The organism is Allobosea sp. OK403 (genome assembly GCF_900113835.1).
Classification (GTDB): Bacteria; Pseudomonadota; Alphaproteobacteria; order Rhizobiales; family Beijerinckiaceae; genus Allobosea.
Genome location: NZ_FOQV01000008.1, coordinates 124,875 through 147,692, shown reverse-complemented (window position 1 = coordinate 147,692; position 22,818 = coordinate 124,875). Strand labels below are relative to the sequence as shown.

Here is a 22,818-nt window from a genome sequence, read left to right as displayed (position 1 = left end):
AAGTTGGCTCCTCGCCCGAAAGCGGACCCCCAGAGCGATGTCGCAGCAAAACTGATATCGACCCATTGCAGAGCCAGCGCCTGATGCTGGACACGGCCCCAAGCCAGCGCCGACCACGACTTGAATATCACGAACTGGCTTACGTTCGCGCTGATGCCGGCGATCAGCCGCGGGCTTCTTCAAGGAACTGGCCGAACCGGATCGCCCCCGGCCGCGGCTGCAACGCGATGAGGCGAGTGTCCTGTGCGGAGGCCTTCCGGTGCAGCGCGGCTTCCCGATAGAGGGGATCGCGGATCAGTTCGACGAAGGCCTGCACGCTGGGATATTCCGCAACGAAACAGAGATCCCAGTGCTCGGCCAGCGGTCCGATCAGCACCATGTCGAATTGGCCCTCCCAGACGATTCTCGCGCCGATGCGGGCGAGCACGGCTTCGCTGGCCCGGCCATAGCTTTGATAGGCTTCGATGCCGCTGACCTCGCGGCCATCGAGATAATCGGCACGCTCGCGCAGCCGGATCAGGTTGAGCAGATGCAAGGGGCCCTGATGCCCGCTGTCGCGAAGCGCCAGGAACTGTGCCTTCTCGAGATCGATATGGCCCGACATTGTTCATCGCCTCTCTGTGATCGGAGGTTGTGGTTTTGGTTCCTGCGGACGTCAGCGTCCGCTGAAATGGGCTGGCCGGCGCTCGAGGAAGGCGCTGATGCCCTCGCGCACGTCGCTGGTATGGGCCAATTGCGCAAACTGGCTGGCTTCGACGGCCAGGCCTTCGTCGATCGACAGGTTGATGCCGCGGGTGACGCTTGCGAGGCAGGCGCTGACGGCCGCCGGCGACTTGCCGAGGATCGTCGCCGCGAGCTGCCGCGTCCGCTTCAAGAGCCGGGAAGCGGGCACGATCTCGTTGATCAGCCCGATCCGCACGGCTTCCTCGGCCGAGATCGGGTCGCCGGTCAGGATGAGATGCAAGGCCCGCTTGCGACCGACATGGCGCGGCAGGCGCTGGGTTCCGCCAAATGTCGGGGGAAAGCCGAGATTGATCTCCGGCTTGGCGAAGCGGGCATGGTCGCTGGCAATAGCGAGCGGACAGGCCTCGACGATCTCGCAGCCCCCGCCGAAGGCGAGGCCGTTCACCGCGGCGATGACGGGCTTCGGAAAATTCTCGATGCGCCGGGTCAAGGCCTGACCGCGCCCGACGAATTCCCGCATCGCGGTGGTCACGCCGGCCTCGACGCTGAGCGAGAAGCCAGCGATGTCGGCGCCCGCGCTGAAGGCCTTCTCGCCGACGCCTGTCAGGATCACGATGCGAACGGCTTCGTCCCGTTCGATGGCATCGAGATGTCGCTGGAGCGCATCGATCGTCGCATAGTTCAGCGCGTTGAGCTTGGCCGGCCGATTGAGCGTGAGGGTGGCGATGCTGCCGGCGATCTCGATCAGGACTGGATGCTCTGTCGTTGACGTCATGATTGCGGTTCCTGCCCTTGCTGCGTGGCGGGACGTTGCAATCGCGCTCGCGATCGAACAAACGGATAATCGTCTCCGGCGCATGAGAAAATCTCACCTCGTGATCTGCGCCGGAGCGCGCATGCGACGAGATGTTCGGCAGGAGGCCAGTGCGATGCGCTCCCGGTTACCGCCGCTGAATTCACTTCGGCTGTTCGAGGCGGCCGCCCGGCTGTTGAGCTTCAAGAACGCGGCGGAGGAGCTGCTGCTGACACCAAGCGCCGTCAGCCACGGCATTCAATCGCTGGAGGAATGGCTTGGCGTGCCACTCTTCCTGCGGACGACGAAGGGTCTGGTGCTGTCCGAGGCGGGACAGACCTATATCCCGACCGTCCGTCAGGCGCTTCACCTTCTGGCCAGCGGCAGCGCGCAGGTCATCAATAAGCATGGCTCGGGCCAGCTTTCGATCAGCGCGGCGCCGACATTCGCGGCTCTGTGGCTGCTGCCGCGGCTGCACATATTCCGCGAGCTCCATCCGGACATCCAGATCGTCATCGACACATCCCAGGAGCGGGCGGAGTTGTCGGAGGACGGCGTGGACTTGGCCATCCGCATGGGCCGTGGCAATTGGCAGGGCGTTATCGCCGACAAGCTGGTCGCGGAGGAACTCGTCCCGGTCTGCGCGCCGTCGATCCGTGAACGCGTGTGCGATCTCGCCGATATCGAGCAGGCGCCCTTGATCCATGTGACGAGCACCAGCGAGGACTGGGAGATGTGGGCGAGCGCGACCGGCCATGCGATGCCCGATGCGGCGAAGGGGCTTAGCTTCGATACCATTCACATGGCGTTCCAAGCAGCCTGCCAGGGCCTCGGCGTGGCGATCGGGCGCAAGCCCCTGGTGAATGAGGAGCTGGCTTCGGGCAACCTGGTCGAAGTTTGGGACCACGTTCCGAGCCAGACCGCCTATTGGCTCGTGGGCGCGGAAAGCCGGGCGGACGATCCGCGCATTGTCGCATTCCGATCCTGGATCCTGCAGGAAAGCGCGACATCGGCAGGTTGAGCTGCCGAAGGCGTCAAGCCGGAGCCTTCACGGCAGCGTCGCGCGTGAATATCATTCACGCGGGCTCCACTATTACTCGTTTGCCCCGCATGACGTCGGCTCCCTAAATCCCGCCTGTCTCAACAGGAGGGGCGCCAATTGGTCGTCTATCATTCCGAGAAGCGTGCGCGCTTCCGTGCCCTGCATCGGCAAGGGTGCTTCGTTCTGCCGAACCCAACCGACGATCGCGGCCCGGGATGAGATCCTGGAATTCTTCAGGCACAGGCACCTTGGCCGGCCAACCCACGCATGAGCGGCGGCAGGCGCTGCAGCGCGAATCCTGCAGCTTCATCGACGGGCGACGGCAACATCAGGATGGAGGCACTTCCATGATCGTTACGGTATTGCGCAGCCGGCTGAAGCCCGGCGTGCAGGATGAGTATGGCCCGGCGGCCCAGCGCATGAGCGAGCGGGCGCGGACGATGCCCGGCTATGTCTCGCACAAGGGATTCGTGGCCGACGATGGAGAACGAGTGACGATCGTCGAGTTCGAAACCGAAGAGGCGCTGAACCAATGGCGTGTCGATATCGAGCATCGTGAGGCCAAAAAGCGCGGCTTCGAGAATTTCTACAGTGAATTCAAATACCAGATCTGCAGCGTCATCCGGGCGCGGGCGTGGTTGGCCAAGGCGCCGCCCGGCAAAGCGGGCTGACGATATGCCGAGATGGCTCCCGGCCGCCCGCAGCGCGAAGCCCGGGGCCCGGGGCATCCTTCAATGACCAGGAGCAGGACATGATTGCGGTGATCTTCGAGTCGTGGCCGGCGCCCGGAAACATGCAGACCTATCTGGCCATGGGCGCGCGGCTCGGGCCCCAGCTCGAGACGATAGACGGCTTCATCTCCATCGAGCGTTTCCAGAGCTTGTCCGACCCGAACAAGCTGCTAGCGCTGTCCATCTGGCGCGACGAAGAGGCGGTCACCGCATTCCGCAATTGGAACATCCATCGCACTGTCCAGGCCAACAGCCGCAAGCATGTGTTTCTGGATTACCGCCTGCGGGTCGCAGCCGTCTTGCGCGACTACGGCATGACCGAGAGGGAGCAGTCGCCGTGCGACAGCCGCGAGGCCCTTGCGTGAATGCTCGTCGAGGGCGGCGCAATCCGGCCACGGTCGGGCGCAGGGCAACGCAACTCATCCAATCTTTTGCTGGATGCTATCGCGGGACGAGCGACAATGTGGAATGAGACCGAAGCGGCGAGATTGCTGAGGGTTACCTATCCGATCGTCCAGGGCCCGTTCGGCGGAGGGCTTTCCTCGGTAGAGTTGACTGCCGCGGTTTCCAATCTCGGTGGCCTCGGTTCGTTCGGAGCCCATATCTTCAGCCCCGCTCACATCAGGGACATCGTGGTGCGCATAGGCGAGCGCACGGCATCGCCATTCGCCATCAATCTCTGGGTCGACAACGAAGATCCGGCAATGGCCAGATTCGACCGAGCGTCGTTCGAGCGTCACGTCGGGCGGTTGCATGCTCACTACGCAGCGCTCGAACTGGATACCCCGACATTCCCCGATCGTTTCGGGCAGAACTTTGACGAGCAGATCGAGGCGCTGATCGAGGCGGCGCCTCCGGTCATCAGCTTCGTCTTCGGCGTTCCCTCGCCGCGGATCGTCGAGGCGTGCCGATCCCGCGGCATCCGCACGATCGGCAATGCGACGACGGTCGAGGAGGCGCACGCGATCGAAGCCGCGGGTATCGACCTCGTTCTCGCATCAGGCGCGGAGGCGGGTGGTCATCGGGTGTCGTTCTTGGAGCCGCCCGAACGTTCGCTCGTGGGGACCTTCGCACTGATCCCGCAGGTTCGGGATGCCGTCCGAATCCCGGTCATTGCCGCCGGCGGCATCGCAGACGGCCGAGGGGTCGCAGCTGCGATGGCGCTCGGTGCCGACGGCGTGCAGGTCGGCACGGCGTTCCTGGCCTGCGCAGAATCCGGCGCATCACCTCTCTATCGTGCAGCCCTGCTGTCCGATCGGGCGCGTCACACGACGCTGACGCGGGTTTTTTCGGGGCGATTGGCACGCGCCATCTGCAACGGATATTCCGAGGAAATGGCAGCCTACGGAGATGATCTCGCACCATACCCGGCACAGAACTGGCTGACGAACAGCCTGCGCGGCGCGGCCATCGAGCGCGGCCGCGACGACCTGCTTTCGATCTACGCCGGACAATCGGCGGCCCTGCTGTGTCACCGTACGGCGGGTGAGTTGTTCGACGCACTGGTCCGGGAGACGCGGCAGGTATTTCAGGCGCGGGCCGGCGGCCACTTCAAATTCCTCGGCGCATAAAAACGTCGACGCTCTCCTTCAAGACAAAAGAAAAAGGCCACCCTTACGGGTGGCTTTTCTCGCTTCCGCAATCCTGGGCCGCCTGGGCTTAGCGCGTGGCGCGCACCACGGCCGGTGCGCTGATCGCGCCAGCCGCTCCGCCGACCACGGCTCCGACAGGGCCGGCGATGACCGCGCCGGTGCCCGCGCCCACGGCCGCGCCGCCGATGCGCTGTTCCGTCCGGTTGCCGCAGGCTCCAAGCGCGAGTGCGGTCACGGCAAGCAGAGTCAAGGTCAGGGTTTTCACAATGATTTTCCCAAAAGAGATCGATCATTGGAAACGCCTGGCGATGCCCGAAAGTTCCCTTGCCTAGAGGCTCTTATGGGCCATGCCGGCGCCATGGTCGCGGCACATGCATGCCGCCCCGGCTCGGCGACAGATAACGCCGCCGCGCCCTTGGAGTTAGCATCGCAACCTTGCCGCCCTGGAGCGCTTGCCATGCCCCGCTTCCTCTGCCGCCAATGCGGCGCGCGCTTTCCCGATGCCCCGACACCACCTCCCGGTTGCCCGATCTGCCTCGACGAACGGCAATATGTTCGCTGGGGCGGCCAGGACTGGCTGACACCAGACGAACTGGCTGCCGATCACCATATCGCCTGCGCGCCGGACCATGGCGTGCTCGGCCTGCGCATCGAGCCCGCCTTCGCCATCGACCAGCGCGCGCTGCTTATCGAAGCCGAGGAGGGCAATCTGCTCTGGGACTGCATCGGCCTGGTCACGCAAGCCGCGCTCGATGCGATCCTGGCGCGCGGCAAGGTCATCGGCATCGCGATCTCGCATCCGCACTACTACACCGCGATGGCGGAATGGGCGCGAGCGCTCGACGTACCGGTGCATCTCCATGCCGATGACCGGGTCTGGGTGACCGAGCCCGACCCAGCGATCCAGCACTGGGACGGCGAGGCACTGAAGCTTGGCCCCTCGCTCACCCTCTTGCGCTGCGGCGGGCATTTCGCAGGCGCAACCGTGCTGCATCACGCGGCGGGGGCGGGAGTGCTCTATACCGGCGACGTGCTGCAGGTCACGGCCGATCGCCGCCATGTCAGCGTGCTCTACTCCTATCCGAACATGATCCCGGTCAATGCCGCGACGATCCGCCGGATCGCGGCGATCCTGGAACCCTATGCTTTCGACAGGGTCTACGGCGCCTTCGAGGGCCGGGTCATCGCCGGCGGCGCCAAGGCGGCGCTGGAGCGCTCCTTCGAGCGTTATCTGGCGGCAATCGCCTGAGGTTTTTTGGTGCTTCCCGCCGGCTTCGCCCTTGCGATATCCGGAAAAATCCGTATACAGCCGGCATCGCATCAGCCGCACCATTCGCGTGGTCGATGAGGGCCGGTCTCCGGTTCGCGTCGGAAGGCTTAGTTTTTGACCGGTTTGCCCGCAATGGCAGATCGACGGAGTTGAGACCATGAAGATCCGCAATTCGCTGAAGTCGCTGCGCGCACGCCATCGCGACAACCAGCTCGTGCGCCGCAAGGGCCGCGTCTACATCATCAACAAGGTCCAGAAGCGCTTCAAGGCGCGCCAGGGCTGAGATTTGGCGCGCGGCGGCTTCGTCGCGCGGCTCTCGCTCCGGTTGGACGGCATGGCGGGGCGCCCTCGGGCGTATCCCGCCTTTTTGCGTTGTGGTTCAGTCGCCTCTCCGTGAATTGACGCGCGCAGTGGCTCCATTACACTGCAGTGCATGATCAATTCGCGCATGCTTCCCGTCGCTTTCGCGCTGGCGCTGACTGCGGCCGCTCCCTTCTCGGCCGCCCCGCTGCGCGCTCAGGAAAGCCCGCCGCCGCGCCCCGGCTTGGTTCCGCCCGCCGACAAGGACGATAATCCGGTTGCCCCCACGCCTGCTCCGCCAAGGACGCCGGCCGCCACGCTCGACCGCCTGTTCGAGCGTCTCGCGGCGGCCAAATCGCCCGAGGAAGCCAAGGGCATCGCCAATCTGATCCAGCGCCGCTGGGCGCGCTCGGGCTCCGACACTACCGATCTGCTGATGACGCGCGCCCAGACGGCGCTGCGCGACAAGCAAACCGAACTCGCGATCGAACTGCTCGACCGCATCATCAGCCTGGAGCCCGACTGGGCCGAGGCCTGGAACCAGCGCGCGAATGCGCTCTTCATCGCCGGCGACCCGATTCGCTCGATGCTCGACATCGGAGAGACCTTGAAACGCGAGCCGCGCCATTATGGCGCGATGATCGGCCTCGGCTCGATCCTGCGGCAACAGGGCGACGACAAGCACGCCATGGTGGCCTATCGCCGCGCGCTCGCAATCTATCCACAGCTGGACGCGATCAAGAGCGCGGTCGAATCGCTGGCGAGCGAAGTCGATGGGCGCGACGCCTGAAGCGCCCAATTTGATCCCTGGCGAAACCGAAATCAAAGCCGGCGCGTAAGCGAAGCATGCTGATCCGCGCCCTCGTCACTCTCGCCCTTCTCCTCGCCTGCGGCCTGATGCTGCGCGCCGAATGGCTCGGCGCCGAGGTCGCCCAGCTCTACCCGCCCAAGGGCGCCTTCGTCGCTCTCCCCGGCGGCCGCCTGCATTATCGCGAACTCCAGCCCTCCGGGGAAAGCCATGGCACGGTCGTGCTGGTCCATGGCGCCTCCTCGGACCATGCCGACCTGCTGGCGACGCTCGGACCGGAGCTCGGCCATTACCGCGTCATCGCACTCGACCGGCCGGGCCATGGCTGGAGCGACAGGCTGGAAGGCGCGGCGATGGCCGATCCCGGACACCAGGCTGCCGCGATCATGCGGGCGCTCGACCAGATCGCGCCCGAGCGCTTCGTCCTGGTGGCGCACTCGCTCGCCGGCGCGCTCTCGACCCGCATCGCGCTCGACCGGCCGGAGCGATTGAAGGGACTCGTCCTGCTCGGCGGCGTCACCCATCCCTGGCCGAGCGGCATCGCCTGGTATCACCACCTCGCGACATGGCCCTTGATCGGCCCGCTCTTCACCAGGCTCGTCGCCTTGCCCGCTGCGAACCTTATGCTGGACGAGGGTGCAAGCAGCGTCTTTGCACCGCGTGCGGTGACGCCCGGCTATCTCGAAACGGGCGAGATCAGATTGCTGTTGCGCCCGGCCGACTTCCAGGCCAATTCGCAGGATATCGCCGCGACCTTTGATTTCGTCGCAGCCCAGGCCCCACGCTATCGCGAACTGAAGGTGCCGGTGGCAGCGATCACCGGCGACAGCGACGCCATCGTCTCGCCAACCATCCATTCCGCCGCGATCGCGCGCGAGGCGCCTCAGGGCCGACTTATCCTGCTGCCAGGCGTCGGCCATATGCCCCACCATGCCGCGCCGGAGATCGTCGTCGAGGCGGTCGACCAGATGGTCGGCCCCCGATCGGGACTGGCGCTGAACTAACGCACCGTGTCATCCCGCATCTGCGTCGCAGCACTGCGTGCCGCAACGCGTGCGGGATGACATCGCCCTCAGGCCTGCTCGACATGCTCCTTCGCCACGAAGGCGATGCGCACCATATTGGTCGCGCCCGGTGTGCCGAAGGGCACGCCCGCCACCACGATGATGCGGTCGCCGAGCTTGGCGAACTTCTCGCGCACCGCGAATTTGCAGGCGCGCGAGGCCATGTCGTCGATGTCGCTGGCGTCCTTGGTCACCACCGCATGCACGCCCCAGACGAGGGTGAGGCGGCGCGCCGTGGCGCGGTTCGGGGTCAAGGCGATCACGGTCGAATTCGGCCGCTCGCGCGCGAGCCGCATCGCCGTCGAGCCCGAAGAGGTCCAGGCGCAGACGGCCTTGAGGTTCAGCGTGTCGGCGATCTCATGGGCAGCCTTGGCAATGGCGTCGGCGCCCGTCGCCTCGGGCTCGGCCCGCTGCGATTCCAGGATGGTGCGATAGACCGCCTCGCTTTCGACCTCCTCGGCGATGCGGTTCATCATCGTCACCGCCTCGACCGGATACTGCCCGGCCGCGCTCTCGGCCGAGAGCATCACGGCGTCGGCGCCCTCGAACACGGCGGTGGCCACGTCCGAAACCTCGGCTCGCGTCGGCACCGGGGCGGTGATCATGCTCTCCAGCATCTGCGTGGCGACGACGACCGGCTTGCCCTTGCGCCGCGCCATGCGGACGATGCGCTTCTGCGTGCCCGGCACCTTCTCCAGCGGCATCTCGACGCCGAGATCACCGCGCGCCACCATGATCGCATCGGAGGCCTCGATGATCTCCTCCAGACGCAGCAGCGCCTGGGGCTTCTCGATCTTGGCGAGCGCCAGCGCCCTGCCCTGCACGATCTTGCGCAGATCGGCCATGTCCTCCGGCCGCTGCACGAAGGAGAGTGCAATCCAGTCGACGCCGGCGGCGGCCGCGGCTTCAGCGTCCGAACGGTCCTTATCCGTCATCGCCGAGACCGGGATGGTCGTATCCGGCAGGCTGACGCCCTTGCGCGAGGACAGGCGGCCGGCGATCGTGACGCGGGTCACGGCCTGGGTCGGCGTCGCCTTCTCGACCACGAGCCGGATCTTGCCGTCGTCGAGGATGAGGTTATGGCCGGGCTCCAGCGCGGTCAGGATCTCGGGATGGGGCAGATGCACCCGCTTGAGCGTGCCGGGCGTGGGATCGGAATCGAGCGTGAACTTCGCGCCCTTCTCCAGCATCACGCCGCCATCACCGCCGAACTGGCCGACGCGTAGCTTCGGCCCCTGCAGATCGGCGAGAATCCCGACCGGGCGTCGGAACTTCGTCTCCAGCGAGCGCAGCATCGCGATCTTCTCGGGCAAGGTCTCGCGCTGCGTATGGCTCATATTGATGCGAAAGACGTCGACGCCCGCCTCGAACAGCTTTGCGCACATCTCCTCGGTCGCGGAGGCAGGCCCCAGCGTGGCGATGATCTTGATCCGGCGTTCCCGCTTCATTCTTCTTCATCCCTCAAGGGCGTTGCGGCGCATTGCCGGTGGTGTCGGTGAGCTGGATCGTCCAGCTTTTCTGCTCGCCCGTATCGACCTCGAAGAAGCCGGCGCGGTCGAAACCGCGCGCCAGGCAATCCTCGATGCCACGGATCGTGAATTCCTTGTTGCGCGTGCACATGACGGATTTTCCCGTCCACTCGCCACCCTTGTCGTAATCCACCGCATGCACATAGTAGAAGCGCGCCGCCAAGGTGCCGCGCAGCAGCGTCTCGCAGCCGCGCGGGCTGAGGTTCCACCAGCCCTCCGTGGTCCAGCCCTGCGCGTCGCGATAACCGATCGCGACGCCGACGCGGCTGCCCGTGGTGTTGCACATGCGCAGATCGGCGAAGGCGGGTGAAGTCCCGGCCAGGAGGCCGGCCGCCAGCAGGCATAGTCGCAAGGTCGTCGGGCTGATGCGGGTCATCTCAAGGGTCTATCAGGATCACGCGGCAATCATTCACATTGGTCAAGGTCGGCCCCGTCCGCAGCAGATCGCCAAGCGGCTCGAAGAAACCCGTCGAATCGTTGTCGGCGAGCGATTGGGCAGGAACGAGGCCGAGCGCGGCAGCGCGCGCCAAAGTCGTGGGATCGATCACCGCGCCGGCCGGATCGGTCGCCTCGCCGCCGCCGCCGTCGGTGCCGTCGGTATCGCCGGAGAGCGCGACGATGCCCGGCTCGCCCGCAAGCGCGATGGCGAGCGCCAGCGCATATTCCTGATTCGGCCCGCCCCGGCCTTGCCCGCGCAGCGTCACCGTCAATTCACCGCCGGACAGGATGGCGGTGCGCTTGCCCAGCGCCTTCAATTTGCGCGCAAGCGCCGCATGGGCGGCGGCAACGTCGCGCGCCTCGCCTTCGAGATCGGCGCCAAGATCATGCACCGCATAGCCCGCAGCCTCCGCAGCCTCCCGCGCCGCCGCGAGCGCATCAGCCGGGCGGGCGATGATACGGAATTCGCTGTTGGCGAAGGCGGGATGACCGGGCTTGGGCGTCTCGCTGGCGTCGTCGTCGAGAAGCGCGCGCGCGGCGGCCGGCAGATCGAGCCTGTAATGGGCGACGATGGCGCGGGCCTGCGCCATCGTGGTCGGGTCGGGCACGGTCGGCCCCGAGGCGATGGCGGTCGGCTCATCGCCGGGCACGTCGGAGACCGCAAGCGTCAGCAAACGCGCCGGAGCGGCGGCGAGCGCCAGCCTGCCGCCCTTGATCCGCGAAAGCCGCTTGCGGACGATGTTCATCTCGCCGATCGGCGCGCCCGAGCGCAGCAGCGCCTTGTTCATCGCCTGCTTCTCGGCCAGCGTCAGGCTGCCGGCCGGTGCGACCCAGTTCGCCGAACCGCCACCCGAGAGCAGCACCAGTACGAGATCGTCGGCGGTGGCGGAGGCCGCCAGCGCCAGCGCCTTCGCCGCGCTGTCGACGCTGCCCTGATCGGGCACGGGATGGCCGGCAGCGACCATCGGGATGTGGCGGGTCGCCGTCTCATAGCCATGGCGCGCCACGGCATGGCCGGCGAGCCGGTTCTGCGGAAAGTCTGAATCGAGATAATGTGCCTCGGCCAGCGCGGTCATGCTGCCCGCCGCCTTGCCCGCGGCGAGCAGGATCAGGCGGCCAGAAGCCGGAGGAGCCGGCAGATGCGTCGGCAGGCAGCCGGCGGGATGGGCGCGCGCGACGGCAGCATCGAAGATCGCACGGGCGGTTGCGCGAGAGCCTGCCGTATCGTCACGTCTCGCCTGCACCGCCGCGCCGCCTTCCGCCCGAACTTTCACGTCGATTTCATCGACTTTCGTTGCTGATTCTTTTAAGTCGCGGCCGGGCGAACGTCATCAGCCTTTTCCCGATATAATCATACTTTTTGAGGGATACATGCGGATCGATCCGGCCGAGACCCAACCGGCCACGGCGCTGAAGCCGGCGGTGCCTCGCGCACCCGGCGAGGTAGAGGTCATTCCAGGCAATCTCGCGAGCGGCATCCTGCTGATCTGCGACCACGCCACCAACGCGATTCCGCCCGAGCTGGCATCGCTGGGCCTGCCGCCGGCCCAGCTCGAACGCCATATCGCCTACGACATCGGCGCGGCCGAGATGACGCGCGCCATGGCGCGGGCGCTCGATGCGCCTGCCGTGCTGAGCAATTTTTCGCGCCTGCTGATCGACCCCAATCGCGGCCTGGACGACCCGACGCTGGTGATGCGCCTCTCCGACGGCGCGATCGTGCCCGGCAACCGCCATCTCGACCAAGCCGGCATCGCTGAGCGCGTGGCGCGCTACTACGAGCCCTATGACGCGGCGATCGATACAGCCATCGAGGCGGCGCTCGCGGCCGGCCATCCACCCGCGATCGTCTCGCTGCACTCCTTCACGCCGTTCTGGAAGGCCGCGGCGCGGCCCTGGCATATCGGCGTGCTCTGGGACGGTGAAGGCGCATTGTCGCAGCTGTTGATCGCCGCCCTGCAGCGCGAGGGCGACCTCGTGGTCGGCGACAACGAACCCTATCGCGGCGGCTTGCCCGGCGACACGATCGATCGCCACGCCACGCGCCGGGGCCTGCGCGAGACGCTGATCGAGCTGCGCCAGGATCTGATCGCCAGCGACGCCACCGCACGCGACTGGGGAGAGCGACTGGCCGCAATCCTGCCTGGATGTCTTGCCTCATTGCGCGCCGGCTGAGACATCGCGGCTGTTGAGCATCCCGCGCGAAGTGCCGCTTCGCGCTTGACGCCGGCCCCCGCGCGGTGCGAACCCTCCGGCCAAATTTCCCCACCGCTTAAGGATATGCAGATGGAAGATCCGGTTGCTGGCGACCAGCTCAAGAGCATCGTCGAGCGCATCGAGCGCCTCGAGGAAGAGAAGAAGACCATCTCCGACGACATCAAGGAGGTCTATGCCGAGGCTAAGGGCAATGGCTATGACGTCAAGGTCCTGCGCAAGGTGATCGCCATCCGCAAGCGTGACGCCAATGAGCGCGCCGAGGAGGAGGCCATCCTCGACCTCTACCTGCAGGCCGTCGGCGAGAGCGCCTGAGCGCCTTCACACCCGCTCCGTCATCCCGGATCAACGCGGCCTACGCCGCTTGCTCGGGGTGGCGGTGCAGATAACGCCTGTTTCGGCGCCTGTATAAGCGTTCAGAGACTGCCTGGGATTTATCCGAGCCCTCATCCTTCGAGACGCCGCTTCGCAGTTCCTCAGGATGACGATCCCATTCTCAATCGATCTCCTACAACCAGCCATTCTTTCGGAAGCGCCAATAGAGCACCGTGCAGGAGATCACGATCAGCACCAGGACGGTGTGATAGCCGAACTGGAGTTCGAGCTCCGGCATGTTCTTGAAGTTCATGCCATAGATGCCGGCGACCGCGGTCGGCACCGCCAGGATGGCGGCCCATGAAGCGAGTTTCTTGGTGATCGCGTTTTCCTGGCCCTGGCCGATGAGCAGGCTCACCTCGAAAGCGAAGGCGAGCACCTCGCGCAGGCTGTCGATCTTTTCCTGAACCGTGCGGACATGGTCGGTCACGTCGCGAAACATCGGCGCGAGCGTCGGACGCACCTGCGGCACACTCGCATTGGCGAGGCGCTGGCAGACATCAACCAAAGGCGCGGCTGCATTGCGGAGGCGCAGAAGATCACGCCGCAGCATGTAGAGCCGCTCGATGTCGTCGCGGATCATCGGCTTCGCCAGCACCTTGTCCTCGATCTCCTCGACCTCCTCATGGATCGCCTCGAGCACCGGCATGTAGTTGTCGACGATGAAATCGAGGATCGCGTAGAGGATGAAATCCTCCCCCTTCGCGAGCGAGGTCGGACAGGTCTCCCAGTGCTGTCGCACCGTCTTGTAGGAGGTCGAGGCGCCGTGGCGGACGCTGACGATATAGCCGTTGCCAACGAAGATATGCGTTTCGCCAAAGGCGATGCGTTTGTCGACCAATTGGGCCGTGCGCGCGACGACAAACAGGGCATCGCCATATTGTTCGAGCTTGGGGCGCTGATGCGCGTTCGTCGCGTCCTCGACCGCGAGCGGATGCAGGTTGAATTGCTGCTGCACACGATGGAGCAGATCGGCATCGGGCTCGAGCAGGCCGATCCAAACGACATGACCGTCCTTGCGGGCCCATGCGCCAGCTTCCTCGATGGGTATGTCGGCAATGCGCACGCCATGGGCATAGACGCTGGAGGCGACGACGCCGGTCTCGTGGAGATGGCCTGGCTCGGGGACCTGGGAGGGCGCGGGATCGGCGGGCGGCGAAGACAGGGTTTCGGCGGCAAACCGTTTTTCGGCAACTGACATGAGCGCACCTCGTCCAGCCTGGGGGCTTGTCTGACAGGCTAGCGCGTTTGTTAGCCCGGACAAGGGTTTTCGCTATTTCGTGCGGGGCTCCATCACGCCCCGTGATGCGTCAATTCACGCGAATTCGCGTGGCTTCACGCCGGCTTCACAGCATTGTTGCGATGCACGCGAACCGGAGACCGCCATGCTGCTCGTTGGAATGCTGGACAGCCCCTATGTCCGCCGCGCCGCCGTCACGGGGAGGCTCCTAGGGCTCGATTTCGAGCACCGCTCGGTCTCGGTGTTCCGCCACATGGAGGCCTTCGCCAAGATCAACCCGCTGATCAAGGCGCCCTCGCTCGTCTGTGACGACGGCACGGTGATCACCGATTCCAATCTGATCATCCTGCATTTCGAGGATGTCGCCGGCCGCTCGCTACGCCCAAGCGATGCGGCAGCGCGGGCACGCGATCTCAGCCTGACCGGCATCGGCATCGTTGCCGCCGACAAGGCCGTCTCGATCGAATATGAGCGCAAGCGGCCCGACACACAGCGCTACGCGCCCTGGCAGGAACGCATCGTCGCCCAGCTCGACACCGCGCTCGACCTGCTCGATGCCGCGGCCAAGCGCGGCGAGCTCGGCGCGGGGCCGAACCTGCGGCCCGGCGACATCTCCGCCGCGATCGCCTGGGGTTTCTGCCGCTTCGTAATCCCCGATTATGCGCCGGAAGAACGCTGGCCGGCGCTGGCCGCGCAAGCGAAGGCCTGCGAGGCGCTCGACGTGTTCAAGCACTGGCCGATCGACCGCGAGGAGCCGTAGACCGCGCCCGCAGTTCGTTATGGCTAGAGCGTTTTCGAGCGAAGTGGATACCGGTTCGCGTGAAGAAAACGCGCCAAAACAATGAGCTAGAGCGTTGAACGATCCAATTGGATCGGAAACGGCTCTAGTCGGCTGGCGTGGTTGTCGAGAACCGGAGCGGAGCGGACTGAAGTCCGTGAGCACCGGAAGCGCAGACAACCGCGTCAGACGGCCGTCAAAACCAACTGCGCTCAGTTCTGGACGAAATTCGTCGGCAGCGGCCGCACCGCCGGGCCGCTGAACGAGCCCGTCTTGGCGTCGCTCGGCTCGGCATGGCTGAAGCCGAGAGAGGCTGCCGGTCCCGGAGCCTGAATCGGTTCGACATTGTTGGCTGGCCCGGCTTTGGTGCGGGCGGTGGCGACCGTGACCGCCTTGCCAGCGGTGGCCGGGCTGCGCGCAGCCGTCGCGAAGAGCGAATCGAGCCCCGTCCGGTCGGCATCATATTGAGCGACGATCGGGGTCGGAGCCGGGCTCGGCGCATGCCGGCTGACGGATGGCACCGAGGCCAGCGCGAAACCGTCCTCGCGCGGGCGGCCAGGCGGCAGCGGATGCGTGATCGTGACCAGACGCCCAACTGGCTGAACCTCCGGCGTCTCGGCGGAAGCTCCTGCCCCGCCGCGCAGATCCGCGAGCACCAGATTGGCGAAGGCAGCGGGACGGGTCGGCGGCAAAGGTGCGTTCATCGGCTTGCCTTCCACCACGGCCTCGATCAGCGAAACCATCTGGTCGGGCCGGCGCGGCGGCAGCGAAGCCAGGACAAGCTTCTGATCCTCTGTAGCCGCGCCTTGCGGGGCGAAGGCGAGCGCACCGCCGGAGGCTGGCAAGGCTGCGACCTGGATCGAATCGCCGGGCTGCAGCGGCATGGTCAGGCCGCGCGGTCGCGCCAGCGGAAGCGGCGCGTCGATCAGTCTCGGCCGCTTGTCGTCGGCCGGCGGTGCCGACGCCGCGGCAGGCGCCATGGCGACGGCCTGCGCCGGCTGTGGCTCGACGATTCTCGGCGCCAGCCGCTCGGAGCGCTCGCGCACGACCGTGCGGGCTGCCGCTTCCGGAGCGGGAGCCGGCACCGAGACGGCGAAGCGTCCGCCATCATTGGAATTGCTGTCATCCCGGGCCGGTGCGGCATAGGCCATGACGGTCGGCTGGGGTTTTGGCGAATTGCCGCGACCGCGCGTCGGGCGCGCATCCGCCTCCTCGTCATCGCCACCGAAAAGGGCAGCCCATAGGCTCTTGCGGCCCGACGAGATCACCGCGCCTTCATCGGAATCGGCAGTTGCGTAACCGGCGACCGAGCCGCCACGCGCCAGCACATCGGCCTTGGCCAGCTCATAGCCCGCGAGAGGATGGCCATCGGCCGGCAGATGCACTGTCTTCTCGTCCGGGAACAATCGCACCAATTGGTCGCGCGTCATGCGCGGCCAGGAGCGGACCGAGCCGGCATCGAGATGGACGAAGGGCGTATGCGCGCCAGGATAAAAGCCGACGCCGCCGCGTTGCAACTGCATGCCGGCCTCGCGGATCTTCGCCGTGGGCGTATCCGGCAGATAAAAATCCATCGCCTTGCCGAGCATGTGCTGGCTGTTCTTCGCGACAGCGCGTGAGCGCCGGCGCAACATCGAATTGGTGCCCGGCGAGCGATAGGCCGAGACGACGTGGAAGGATTCCTGGGAACCGACCGCCCGCTGTACCTCCCAGGCAAGGTCGAACAGGCGCGGGTCCATCCGGATCGGCTCATCGGTGCGCCAGTCGCGCAGCGCCCAGTTCAGCTTCTCCAGCGCCGCAGAATCATAGCGGCCGTCACGCTTGAAGGTGACGGTCGTCTCCTCCTTGGTATGCATATGCGTGATGGTGATGGTGCGCGTGTCGCCATTGGCGACGGCATCCTGCGTACCGCGCACGCCGAACATCAGAGCCGTGGCCGCCACGCTCAGCGCCAAAAACTGGCGGAAGACCGGCTTCGGCAGCACCGAAAGCCGTCTCGAACGCGTGGCGGTAGACATGCCCAATCTGCTTGACCCGTCTCGGTGCACGCCTGACGCGGCGCGATGAACGTGAACGAACAGTTGCGGAGAAGAGTTAATCCAAGGTTACTAGACCGGCAATTGCCATACCTCAACTTTTCCGCCGAATTCCGCTAACGGCGGAACGTGGCGAAACCGTGCCCAGCCCGCCGGGTGGGTTCAGCTGCGCTGCTCCAGCGCCTGCCGGACGAGCCGGTGAAAGCCGTAGAGATCGTCGAAAACCGTCATATGGCCGTCGGCGCCTACGACATAGGTATTGTAGACCAGATGGATCGGTAATGGCTGTGGCAGCTTGATCATGCGCTCGCCCGAGCCGATCAGGCGCTTCAGCCGTTCATGCGACCAGTCCGGCCCGAGCACCTGATCCGCCAGCAGGAAGGGATTGTCGACGCGCACGCAGCCATGGCTGAAGGCGCGACGCTCGCTGGCGAAAAGGCGGCGGTTCGGCGTGTCGTGCAGATAGACGGCATGGTCGTTGGGGAACATGAACTTGATCCAGCCGAGCGCATTGCGCTCGCCCGGGGGCTGGCGGACGGAGATGTTGTTGCCGTGCCGCGTCACCACATAGCCGCGCTTGGCGGCATAGTTCGGATCGGCAGCGAGTCCCGGCAGGAACTCCTTCTTCAGGATCGAGGGCGGCACGTTCCAGGACGGATTCACGATGACGTGGTCCATCTTGTGCGAGAAGATCGGCGTAGCCGTATCGGGCTTGCCGACAATGGCACGGGTCTGGTGCACCACCTTGCCGTCGCGCACGACGCGGACCATGAACTCCGGCACATTGACGATGATGTGGCTCTCGCCGAGATCGGGCGGCAGCCAGCGCCAGCGCTCCATCTGGGCGATGATGTCCTGCTCGCCACGCGCGGTCGCCGGGGTACCCAGCGCAGCCAGCGTGCGCTCGCTGAGCACGCCATTGGCCGGCAGCCCGGCCTTCTTCTGGAAATCGGCAAGCGCCAGCGCGGTAGAATGGTCGAAAACCGGCTCCTCTGACGGGCCAAGGCCCAGCCGCGCCCGCACCAGCGGCACGCGCTCGTCGCGCATGCCGAGCTTCAGCGGCGGACCAGCCGGAATGCGCACCAGCGGCGTATCATCGAGATGCTCGCGCAACTCGGCGAGCTTGGCCTTGAGACGGCGATACTGCTCATGCGGCGGATTATAGGCAGCCAGCGCAGCGCCTGGATCCTGCACCGCCGTCAGTTCCGACAGCACCTCGGTAGCCGAGGGCAGATAGAGCGTCGGCGTGATCAGCTTCGACAGGCGGCGCGGATCGATGCGGCCGCCACGCGCGTCGCGAGCATAGAGCACGGCCAATGCCGAGAGCCTGACATCGGCTTCCGCGAGCTTGCCCTTATCGCTCGCCTCGAACACCGGCAGCGGATAATCGGTCGGCCTCAGCCCGTCCTCAGCAGCCCGGCCGAGCTGGGCGACGAGGTGCTTGGCGGCCTCGCTCCAGCCCTTGCCGTCGATCCAGAGCGGCCGGTTCTCCTGCGCCTGATAGGCGGCCAGAATCTCGTTGCGCTCACGTTCGGCCAGGCGCGGCAGCGCCAGCCCCTCGGCCATGCGCGCCGCGATATCACCGGCAAGACCGGAACTGGAGGGCAATTCGACCACGACCTTGGGCAGGTCCGGCGGGGGAATCGTGACCTCGCTGGGCGCAGCCGAGCGCAGCGGCTCGGGCGGCGACAACGCCGGATCGAGCGGCGGCAGATCGACGGCCGGGATGTTGGTGGCAGGAATATCCGAAGCAGGGATAGCGAGCGCTGCGGGACGGTCATCGACCCCAGGCGTCGTCGCAGGCGTAGGCTGCGGCTCGGACGTCACGAGATTGTTCTGCGGCACCACTGAGGGAGCCACCGTTCCCGTCACCATGCCCGGCTCTTCACGCGAGGCCTCGGCCGGCCGCTCGTCGCGCAGGATGACCAGGGCCGGCTGCTCCGGCAACGCGATGCCGAGCGTGGGGTCCATGGCAGAAGGCGCTTGGGTAGAAGGCGCCTGGGCAGAAGGCGCTTGCGCGCTTGCTGCCGTCAGCCCCAGCGCAAGCGCCAGAACCGAGGCTGAACCCAAGCCCGCCCAGTGGCGACGACGCATGCTCGCTATCCTCGAATGTTCGCCGAGATCTCACCGCTTCTGCGTGAGTCAGCGGATTTGGACAAGATGCGGCGGCGCAACAGCCTCCGCTATTCAGACAGTGCCGATCGGCTTTAAATTTTTGGTGTGACCTCGGCGCAAACCGGCCCCGCCATACGCGAATACGGAGCTTCGGTTGCGCCGCATGCGTCAGGCCGCATCCTCGCCTTCAGCGCCGGACTCGTTCTCGATCAACCCGTAGTCCTTGAGCTTGCGATAGAGCGTCGAGCGGCCGATGCCGAGCTTGCGCGAGATCTCCGACATGTGACCGCGATAATGAGCCAGCGCGAATTTGATGATCTCGCGCTCGAGATCGTCGAGTTTGCGCATGTCGGACCCCGCGACGAGTTCGAGCGAATTGGGATCGCGCACCGGCATCTGGATGATACGCGGCGTATCATTGCGCATGTCCTGGCGCATCAGCGAGGCCGACACCGGCGGGATGCGGACGTCGAAGCCCTCCATCTGGGCCGCGATCTGTGGGAACTCGGCCACGGTCAATTCGTCGCCATCGGCCAGGACCACCGCGCGGAACATCGCGTTCTCGAGCTGGCGGACATTGCCCGGCCAGTCATAGCCGCTGATCAGCCCAAGCGCCTCGGCACTGAGCCCGCGCAGCTTCTTGCCTTCCTCGGCGGCGAAGCGCGCCAGGAAGCCGCGCGCCAGATCGGCGATATCCTCGCGGCGCTGGCGCAAGGGCGGCAGCGTGATCGGGAAGACATTGAGGCGGTAATAGAGATCCTCGCGGAACTCGCCCTGCTTCACCTGGTCCAGCAGGCTTTTATTGGTCGCGGAGATGATGCGGATATCGACGCGCACCGACTTCTTGGCGCCGACAGGGTCGACCTCGCCCTCCTGGATGGCGCGCAACAATTTGACCTGCGCGTCGAGCGGCAATTCACCGACCTCGTCGAGGAAGAGCGTGCCGCCGTTGGCCTCGACGAATTTGCCGATATGGCGCTCGGTCGCGCCGGTGAACGCGCCCTTCTCATGGCCGAACAGGATCGATTCGACGAGATTATGCGGGATCGCGCCGCAGTTCACCGTGACGAAAGGCTTGCCCTTGCGATCGCTGGTGCCCTGGATCGCGCGCGCCAGCACCTCCTTGCCGACACCCGATTCACCCTCGACCAGGATCGGGATGTTGGATTTGGCGGCGCGCTCGGCCAGACGCACCACCCGCGCCATATCGGCACTCTTGGTGGCGAGGTCGCGGAAACCGAGCGTGCCGGAGACGCGCCGCTTGATGTGACGCAGTTCATGTTCGAGCGCGCCCAGCTTCAGCGCGTTCTTGAGCGATATCTGCAGGCGTTCCGCGCCGACCGGCTTGACCACGAAATCGACCGCGCCGGCGCGTATCGCCGAGACGACGGTCTCGATCGAGCTATGCGCCGTCTGCACGATGACCGGCGTCTCGATGCCGCGCTCGCGCAACGCCGCGAGCACGCCCATGCCGTCGAGCTCCGGCATGACGAGATCGAGCACCACGGCATCGAACCTCTCGCCCTCACCATGGCCAAGCAGATTGATCGCCTCGCTGCCGCTCTCGACGACGACCACATCGTAACCAAAACGCTTCAGCATCGCGTCGAGCAGACGGCGCTGGACGGGATCGTCGTCGACGACGAGAACGGTGGCGGACATGAAACCTCGAAGGCCAGGCAGTGCGAAAACGACATCGCGAGACGGAATCGGCTGTTCCGTTCTGGGTCATCCTCGGCCAGAACGGTTAAGCGGCGCTTAAGCGCCACAGCCTGCGTCAAACCACCTCTGCCCGGCGCTCCGGCGTTGATCGCAAACGCCGCTCCGCGCATATGAGTGGGGAAGGCCTATCGGGCCAGCGAGGTGTTGCAGAGATGAATTTCGCCGTGACAGGGATGCTCGAGCCCGCCGCTTTCGCCACAGCTGCCGAGCGCTCGGCGCGCAGCGCCAAGGCACTGGGCACGTTGCCGGAATGGGATCTGAGCCATCTCTACCCGGCAATGGATTCGCCCGCCTTCAAGGCCGATCTCGAACGCGCTTTGACCGAATCACAGCGCTTCGCCGAGCTCTATCGCGGCAAGCTCGGCCCGCTCGCCCAGCGCGAGGACGCCGCGACCGTGCTGGCCGAGGCGGTCGCCGGTTATGAGACGCTCAGCGATCTGCTTGGGCGAATCGGCGCTTATGCCGGCCTGATCTATTCCGGCGACACCACCGACCCGCAGCGCGCGAAATTCTATGGCGACACCCAGGACCGCCTGAACGCGGCCGTGACGGAATTGCTCTTCTTCGAACTGGAGCTGAACCGGATCGAGCCCGCGCTGATGGCGGGCATCTCGGGCCAGGCGCCGCTTTCGCATTGGAAGCCCTGGCTCGACGACCTCGCCAAGGACAAGCCGCACCAGCTCGAAGACCGGATCGAGGAGTTGTTCCACGAGAAGTCGATGACCGGGCAAGCGGCCTGGAACCGGCTCTTCGACGAGACCATCGCCTCGCTGCGCTTCAAGCTCGACGGCGAGGAATTGACGCTCGAACTGACGCTGAACAAGCTGCAGGATGCCGATGGCGCAGTCCGCAAGGCCGCGGCCGAAGCGCTGAGCGAGGTCTTCCGCGGTCAATTGCGCACCTTCGCGCTGATCACCAACACGCTCGCCAAGGACAAGGAGATTTCCGACCGCTGGCGCAAATTCGAGGATGTCGCGGATTCCCGCCATCTGGCCAATCGCGTCGAACGCGAGGTGGTCGATGCGCTGGTCTCAGCCGTGCGCGAGGCCTATCCGCGCCTGTCGCATCGCTACTACAAGCTCAAAGCCAAATGGTTCGGCCGCGAACAACTCGATTTCTGGGACCGCAACGCGCCGCTGCCGCAGGTCGAGCAGCGTACCATTCCCTGGACCGAAGCGCGCGACACCGTGCTCGACGCCTATCACGCCTTCTCGCCCGAGATGGCCGGCATCGCGCGGCGCTTCTTCGACGAACATTGGATCGACGCGCCGGCCCGCCCCGGCAAGGCGCCGGGCGCGTTTGCTCACCCGACCGTGCCCTCGGCGCATCCCTATGTGCTCGTGAACTATCAGGGCAAGCCGCGCGACGTGATGACGCTGGCCCATGAGCTCGGCCATGGCGTCCATCAGGTGCTGGCCGGCCCCAATGGCGCATTGATGGCGCCGACACCATTGACGCTGGCCGAGACCGCCAGCGTCTTCGGGGAGATGCTGACCTTCCGCCGCCTGCTCGACGGCACCAAGGACGCAAAGCAGCGCAAGGCGATGCTGGCGGCCAAGGTCGAGGACATGATCAACACGGTCGTGCGACAGATCGCCTTCTACTCCTTCGAGCGCAAGGTTCATGAGGCGCGCAAGGGTGGCGAGCTGACGGCAGAGAATCTCTGCGAACTCTGGATGAGCGTGCAGGCCGAGAGCCTGGGGCCGGCGATCAGGCTGGGATCAGGCTACGAGCCGTTCTGGTGCTACATCCCGCACTTCATCCATTCGCCCTTCTACGTCTACGCCTATGCCTTCGGCGATTGCCTGGTGAACTCGCTCTACGGCGTCTACCAGAACGCGGCGGAGGGCTTCCAGGAGCGCTATTTCGCCCTGCTCTCGGCCGGCGGCACCAAGCATCATTCCGAACTGCTCGCGCCCTTCGGCCTCGACGCGCGCGATCCCGCCTTCTGGCAAATCGGGCTGAAGATGATCGAGGGGATGATCATCGAGCTGGAAGGGATGGAGTAGGGCTCGCGGCTACGCCGCTTGGATGGGCAGTCGGCAATAGGCAGTTGGCAGTCGGAGGCAAGTCGCTCGTTTTCTTCC

Annotated in this window: 22 protein-coding genes; 12 read left to right on the top strand and 10 right to left on the bottom strand. The window is 65.8% G+C overall.

Features of this window, described 5'->3' with window-relative positions; translation table 11 throughout:
- Positions 1–163 precede the first annotated feature (163 nt).
- Positions 164–604, bottom strand: coding sequence for a DUF1330 domain-containing protein (locus BMZ97_RS22855; RefSeq protein ID WP_092175104.1), 441 nt, complete (start codon positions 602–604; stop codon positions 164–166).
- A 51-nt stretch (positions 605–655) separates the two neighbouring features.
- A complete protein-coding gene (locus BMZ97_RS22850) occupies positions 656–1,459 on the bottom strand; it encodes a crotonase/enoyl-CoA hydratase family protein (protein WP_092175101.1) in 804 nt (267 codons plus the stop codon).
- Here BMZ97_RS22850 and gcvA point away from each other — a divergent pair.
- From gcvA to BMZ97_RS22830, 4 genes are all read left to right on the top strand, one after another.
- Positions 1,458–2,498: a transcriptional regulator GcvA gene (gene gcvA / locus BMZ97_RS22845; RefSeq protein WP_210188313.1), complete on the top strand. Its 1,041-nt coding sequence runs from the start codon at positions 1,458–1,460 to the stop codon at positions 2,496–2,498. The genes BMZ97_RS22850 and gcvA overlap by 2 nt on opposite strands.
- Positions 2,499–2,767: 269 nt before the next feature.
- Positions 2,768–3,190, top strand: coding sequence for an antibiotic biosynthesis monooxygenase family protein (locus tag BMZ97_RS22840; RefSeq protein ID WP_210188312.1), 423 nt, complete (start codon positions 2,768–2,770; stop codon positions 3,188–3,190).
- Between the two features lie 80 nt (positions 3,191–3,270).
- Positions 3,271–3,615, top strand: a complete 345-nt coding sequence (locus BMZ97_RS22835) for an antibiotic biosynthesis monooxygenase family protein (RefSeq protein WP_092175096.1) — start codon at positions 3,271–3,273, stop codon at positions 3,613–3,615.
- Positions 3,616–3,711: 96 nt separating this feature from the next.
- Positions 3,712–4,821 (top strand): NAD(P)H-dependent flavin oxidoreductase, encoded by a 1,110-nt coding sequence (locus tag BMZ97_RS22830; RefSeq protein WP_092175093.1) that lies wholly within the window; start codon positions 3,712–3,714, stop codon positions 4,819–4,821.
- 88 nt (positions 4,822–4,909) lie between these two features.
- Here BMZ97_RS22830 and BMZ97_RS22825 read toward each other — a convergent pair whose 3' ends face one another.
- Positions 4,910–5,107, bottom strand: a complete 198-nt coding sequence (locus BMZ97_RS22825) for a hypothetical protein (RefSeq protein WP_092175089.1) — start codon at positions 5,105–5,107, stop codon at positions 4,910–4,912.
- A gap of 192 nt (positions 5,108–5,299) precedes the next feature.
- Between BMZ97_RS22825 and BMZ97_RS22820 the strand changes: the two genes are divergently transcribed.
- From BMZ97_RS22820 to BMZ97_RS22805, 4 genes are all read left to right on the top strand, one after another.
- Positions 5,300–6,091 (top strand): MBL fold metallo-hydrolase, encoded by a 792-nt coding sequence (locus BMZ97_RS22820; RefSeq protein ID WP_092175086.1) that lies wholly within the window; start codon positions 5,300–5,302, stop codon positions 6,089–6,091.
- 178 nt (positions 6,092–6,269) lie between these two features.
- Positions 6,270–6,395 (top strand): type B 50S ribosomal protein L36, encoded by a 126-nt coding sequence (gene ykgO, locus BMZ97_RS22815; RefSeq protein WP_038363015.1) that lies wholly within the window; start codon positions 6,270–6,272, stop codon positions 6,393–6,395.
- Positions 6,396–6,560: 165 nt separating this feature from the next.
- A complete protein-coding gene (locus BMZ97_RS22810; RefSeq protein WP_175525681.1) occupies positions 6,561–7,202 on the top strand; it encodes a tetratricopeptide repeat protein in 642 nt (213 codons plus the stop codon).
- Positions 7,203–7,258: 56 nt separating this feature from the next.
- Positions 7,259–8,224: an alpha/beta fold hydrolase gene (locus tag BMZ97_RS22805; protein WP_092175081.1), complete on the top strand. Its 966-nt coding sequence runs from the start codon at positions 7,259–7,261 to the stop codon at positions 8,222–8,224.
- A 68-nt stretch (positions 8,225–8,292) separates the two neighbouring features.
- On the opposite strand, the gene pyk is transcribed toward BMZ97_RS22805, so the two are convergent.
- Genes pyk through BMZ97_RS22790 form a run of 3 tightly spaced genes read right to left on the bottom strand, consistent with a single transcriptional unit; the run spans position 8,293 to position 11,495 of the window.
- A complete protein-coding gene (pyk, locus tag BMZ97_RS22800) occupies positions 8,293–9,732 on the bottom strand; it encodes a pyruvate kinase (RefSeq protein ID WP_092175079.1) in 1,440 nt (479 codons plus the stop codon).
- A gap of 13 nt (positions 9,733–9,745) precedes the next feature.
- Positions 9,746–10,189: a DUF1036 domain-containing protein gene (locus tag BMZ97_RS22795; RefSeq protein ID WP_092175076.1), complete on the bottom strand. Its 444-nt coding sequence runs from the start codon at positions 10,187–10,189 to the stop codon at positions 9,746–9,748.
- A 1-nt stretch (position 10,190) separates the two neighbouring features.
- Entirely contained in the window at positions 10,191–11,495 is a 1,305-nt protein-coding gene (locus BMZ97_RS22790) for a glycerate kinase type-2 family protein (RefSeq protein WP_092175399.1), read from the bottom strand.
- Between the two features lie 127 nt (positions 11,496–11,622).
- On the opposite strand from BMZ97_RS22790, the gene BMZ97_RS22785 reads away from it, so the two are divergent.
- Both BMZ97_RS22785 and BMZ97_RS22780 read left to right on the top strand, forming a co-directional pair.
- Positions 11,623–12,426, top strand: a complete 804-nt coding sequence (locus BMZ97_RS22785; protein ID WP_092175073.1) for an N-formylglutamate amidohydrolase — start codon at positions 11,623–11,625, stop codon at positions 12,424–12,426.
- Positions 12,427–12,537: 111 nt separating this feature from the next.
- Positions 12,538–12,780: a DUF2312 domain-containing protein gene (locus BMZ97_RS22780; RefSeq protein ID WP_069688540.1), complete on the top strand. Its 243-nt coding sequence runs from the start codon at positions 12,538–12,540 to the stop codon at positions 12,778–12,780.
- A 193-nt stretch (positions 12,781–12,973) separates the two neighbouring features.
- Here the strand turns inward: BMZ97_RS22780 and corA are convergent, their stop codons facing one another.
- Positions 12,974–14,041, bottom strand: coding sequence for a magnesium/cobalt transporter CorA (gene corA / locus BMZ97_RS22775; RefSeq protein ID WP_092175071.1), 1,068 nt, complete (start codon positions 14,039–14,041; stop codon positions 12,974–12,976).
- A 184-nt stretch (positions 14,042–14,225) separates the two neighbouring features.
- Here corA and BMZ97_RS22770 point away from each other — a divergent pair, with 184 nt between their 5' ends.
- A complete protein-coding gene (locus tag BMZ97_RS22770; RefSeq protein ID WP_092175068.1) occupies positions 14,226–14,840 on the top strand; it encodes a glutathione S-transferase family protein in 615 nt (204 codons plus the stop codon).
- A gap of 230 nt (positions 14,841–15,070) precedes the next feature.
- Here the strand turns inward: BMZ97_RS22770 and BMZ97_RS22765 are convergent, their stop codons facing one another.
- From BMZ97_RS22765 to BMZ97_RS22755, 3 genes are all read right to left on the bottom strand, one after another.
- The gene (locus BMZ97_RS22765; RefSeq protein WP_092175065.1) at positions 15,071–16,876 is read right to left on the bottom strand and encodes a peptidoglycan L,D-endopeptidase MepK; all 1,806 of its coding nucleotides are present in this window, start codon (positions 16,874–16,876) and stop codon (positions 15,071–15,073) included.
- 180 nt (positions 16,877–17,056) lie between these two features.
- On the bottom strand, positions 17,057–18,865 hold the full coding sequence (locus BMZ97_RS22760) for a L,D-transpeptidase scaffold domain-containing protein (RefSeq protein ID WP_175525680.1): 1,809 nt from the start codon (positions 18,863–18,865) through the stop codon (positions 17,057–17,059).
- 312 nt (positions 18,866–19,177) lie between these two features.
- Positions 19,178–20,671: a sigma-54-dependent transcriptional regulator gene (locus BMZ97_RS22755; protein WP_092175060.1), complete on the bottom strand. Its 1,494-nt coding sequence runs from the start codon at positions 20,669–20,671 to the stop codon at positions 19,178–19,180.
- A 233-nt stretch (positions 20,672–20,904) separates the two neighbouring features.
- On the opposite strand from BMZ97_RS22755, the gene BMZ97_RS22750 reads away from it, so the two are divergent.
- Positions 20,905–22,740, top strand: a complete 1,836-nt coding sequence (locus BMZ97_RS22750; protein WP_244546563.1) for a M3 family oligoendopeptidase — start codon at positions 20,905–20,907, stop codon at positions 22,738–22,740.
- Positions 22,741–22,818 lie beyond the last annotated feature (78 nt).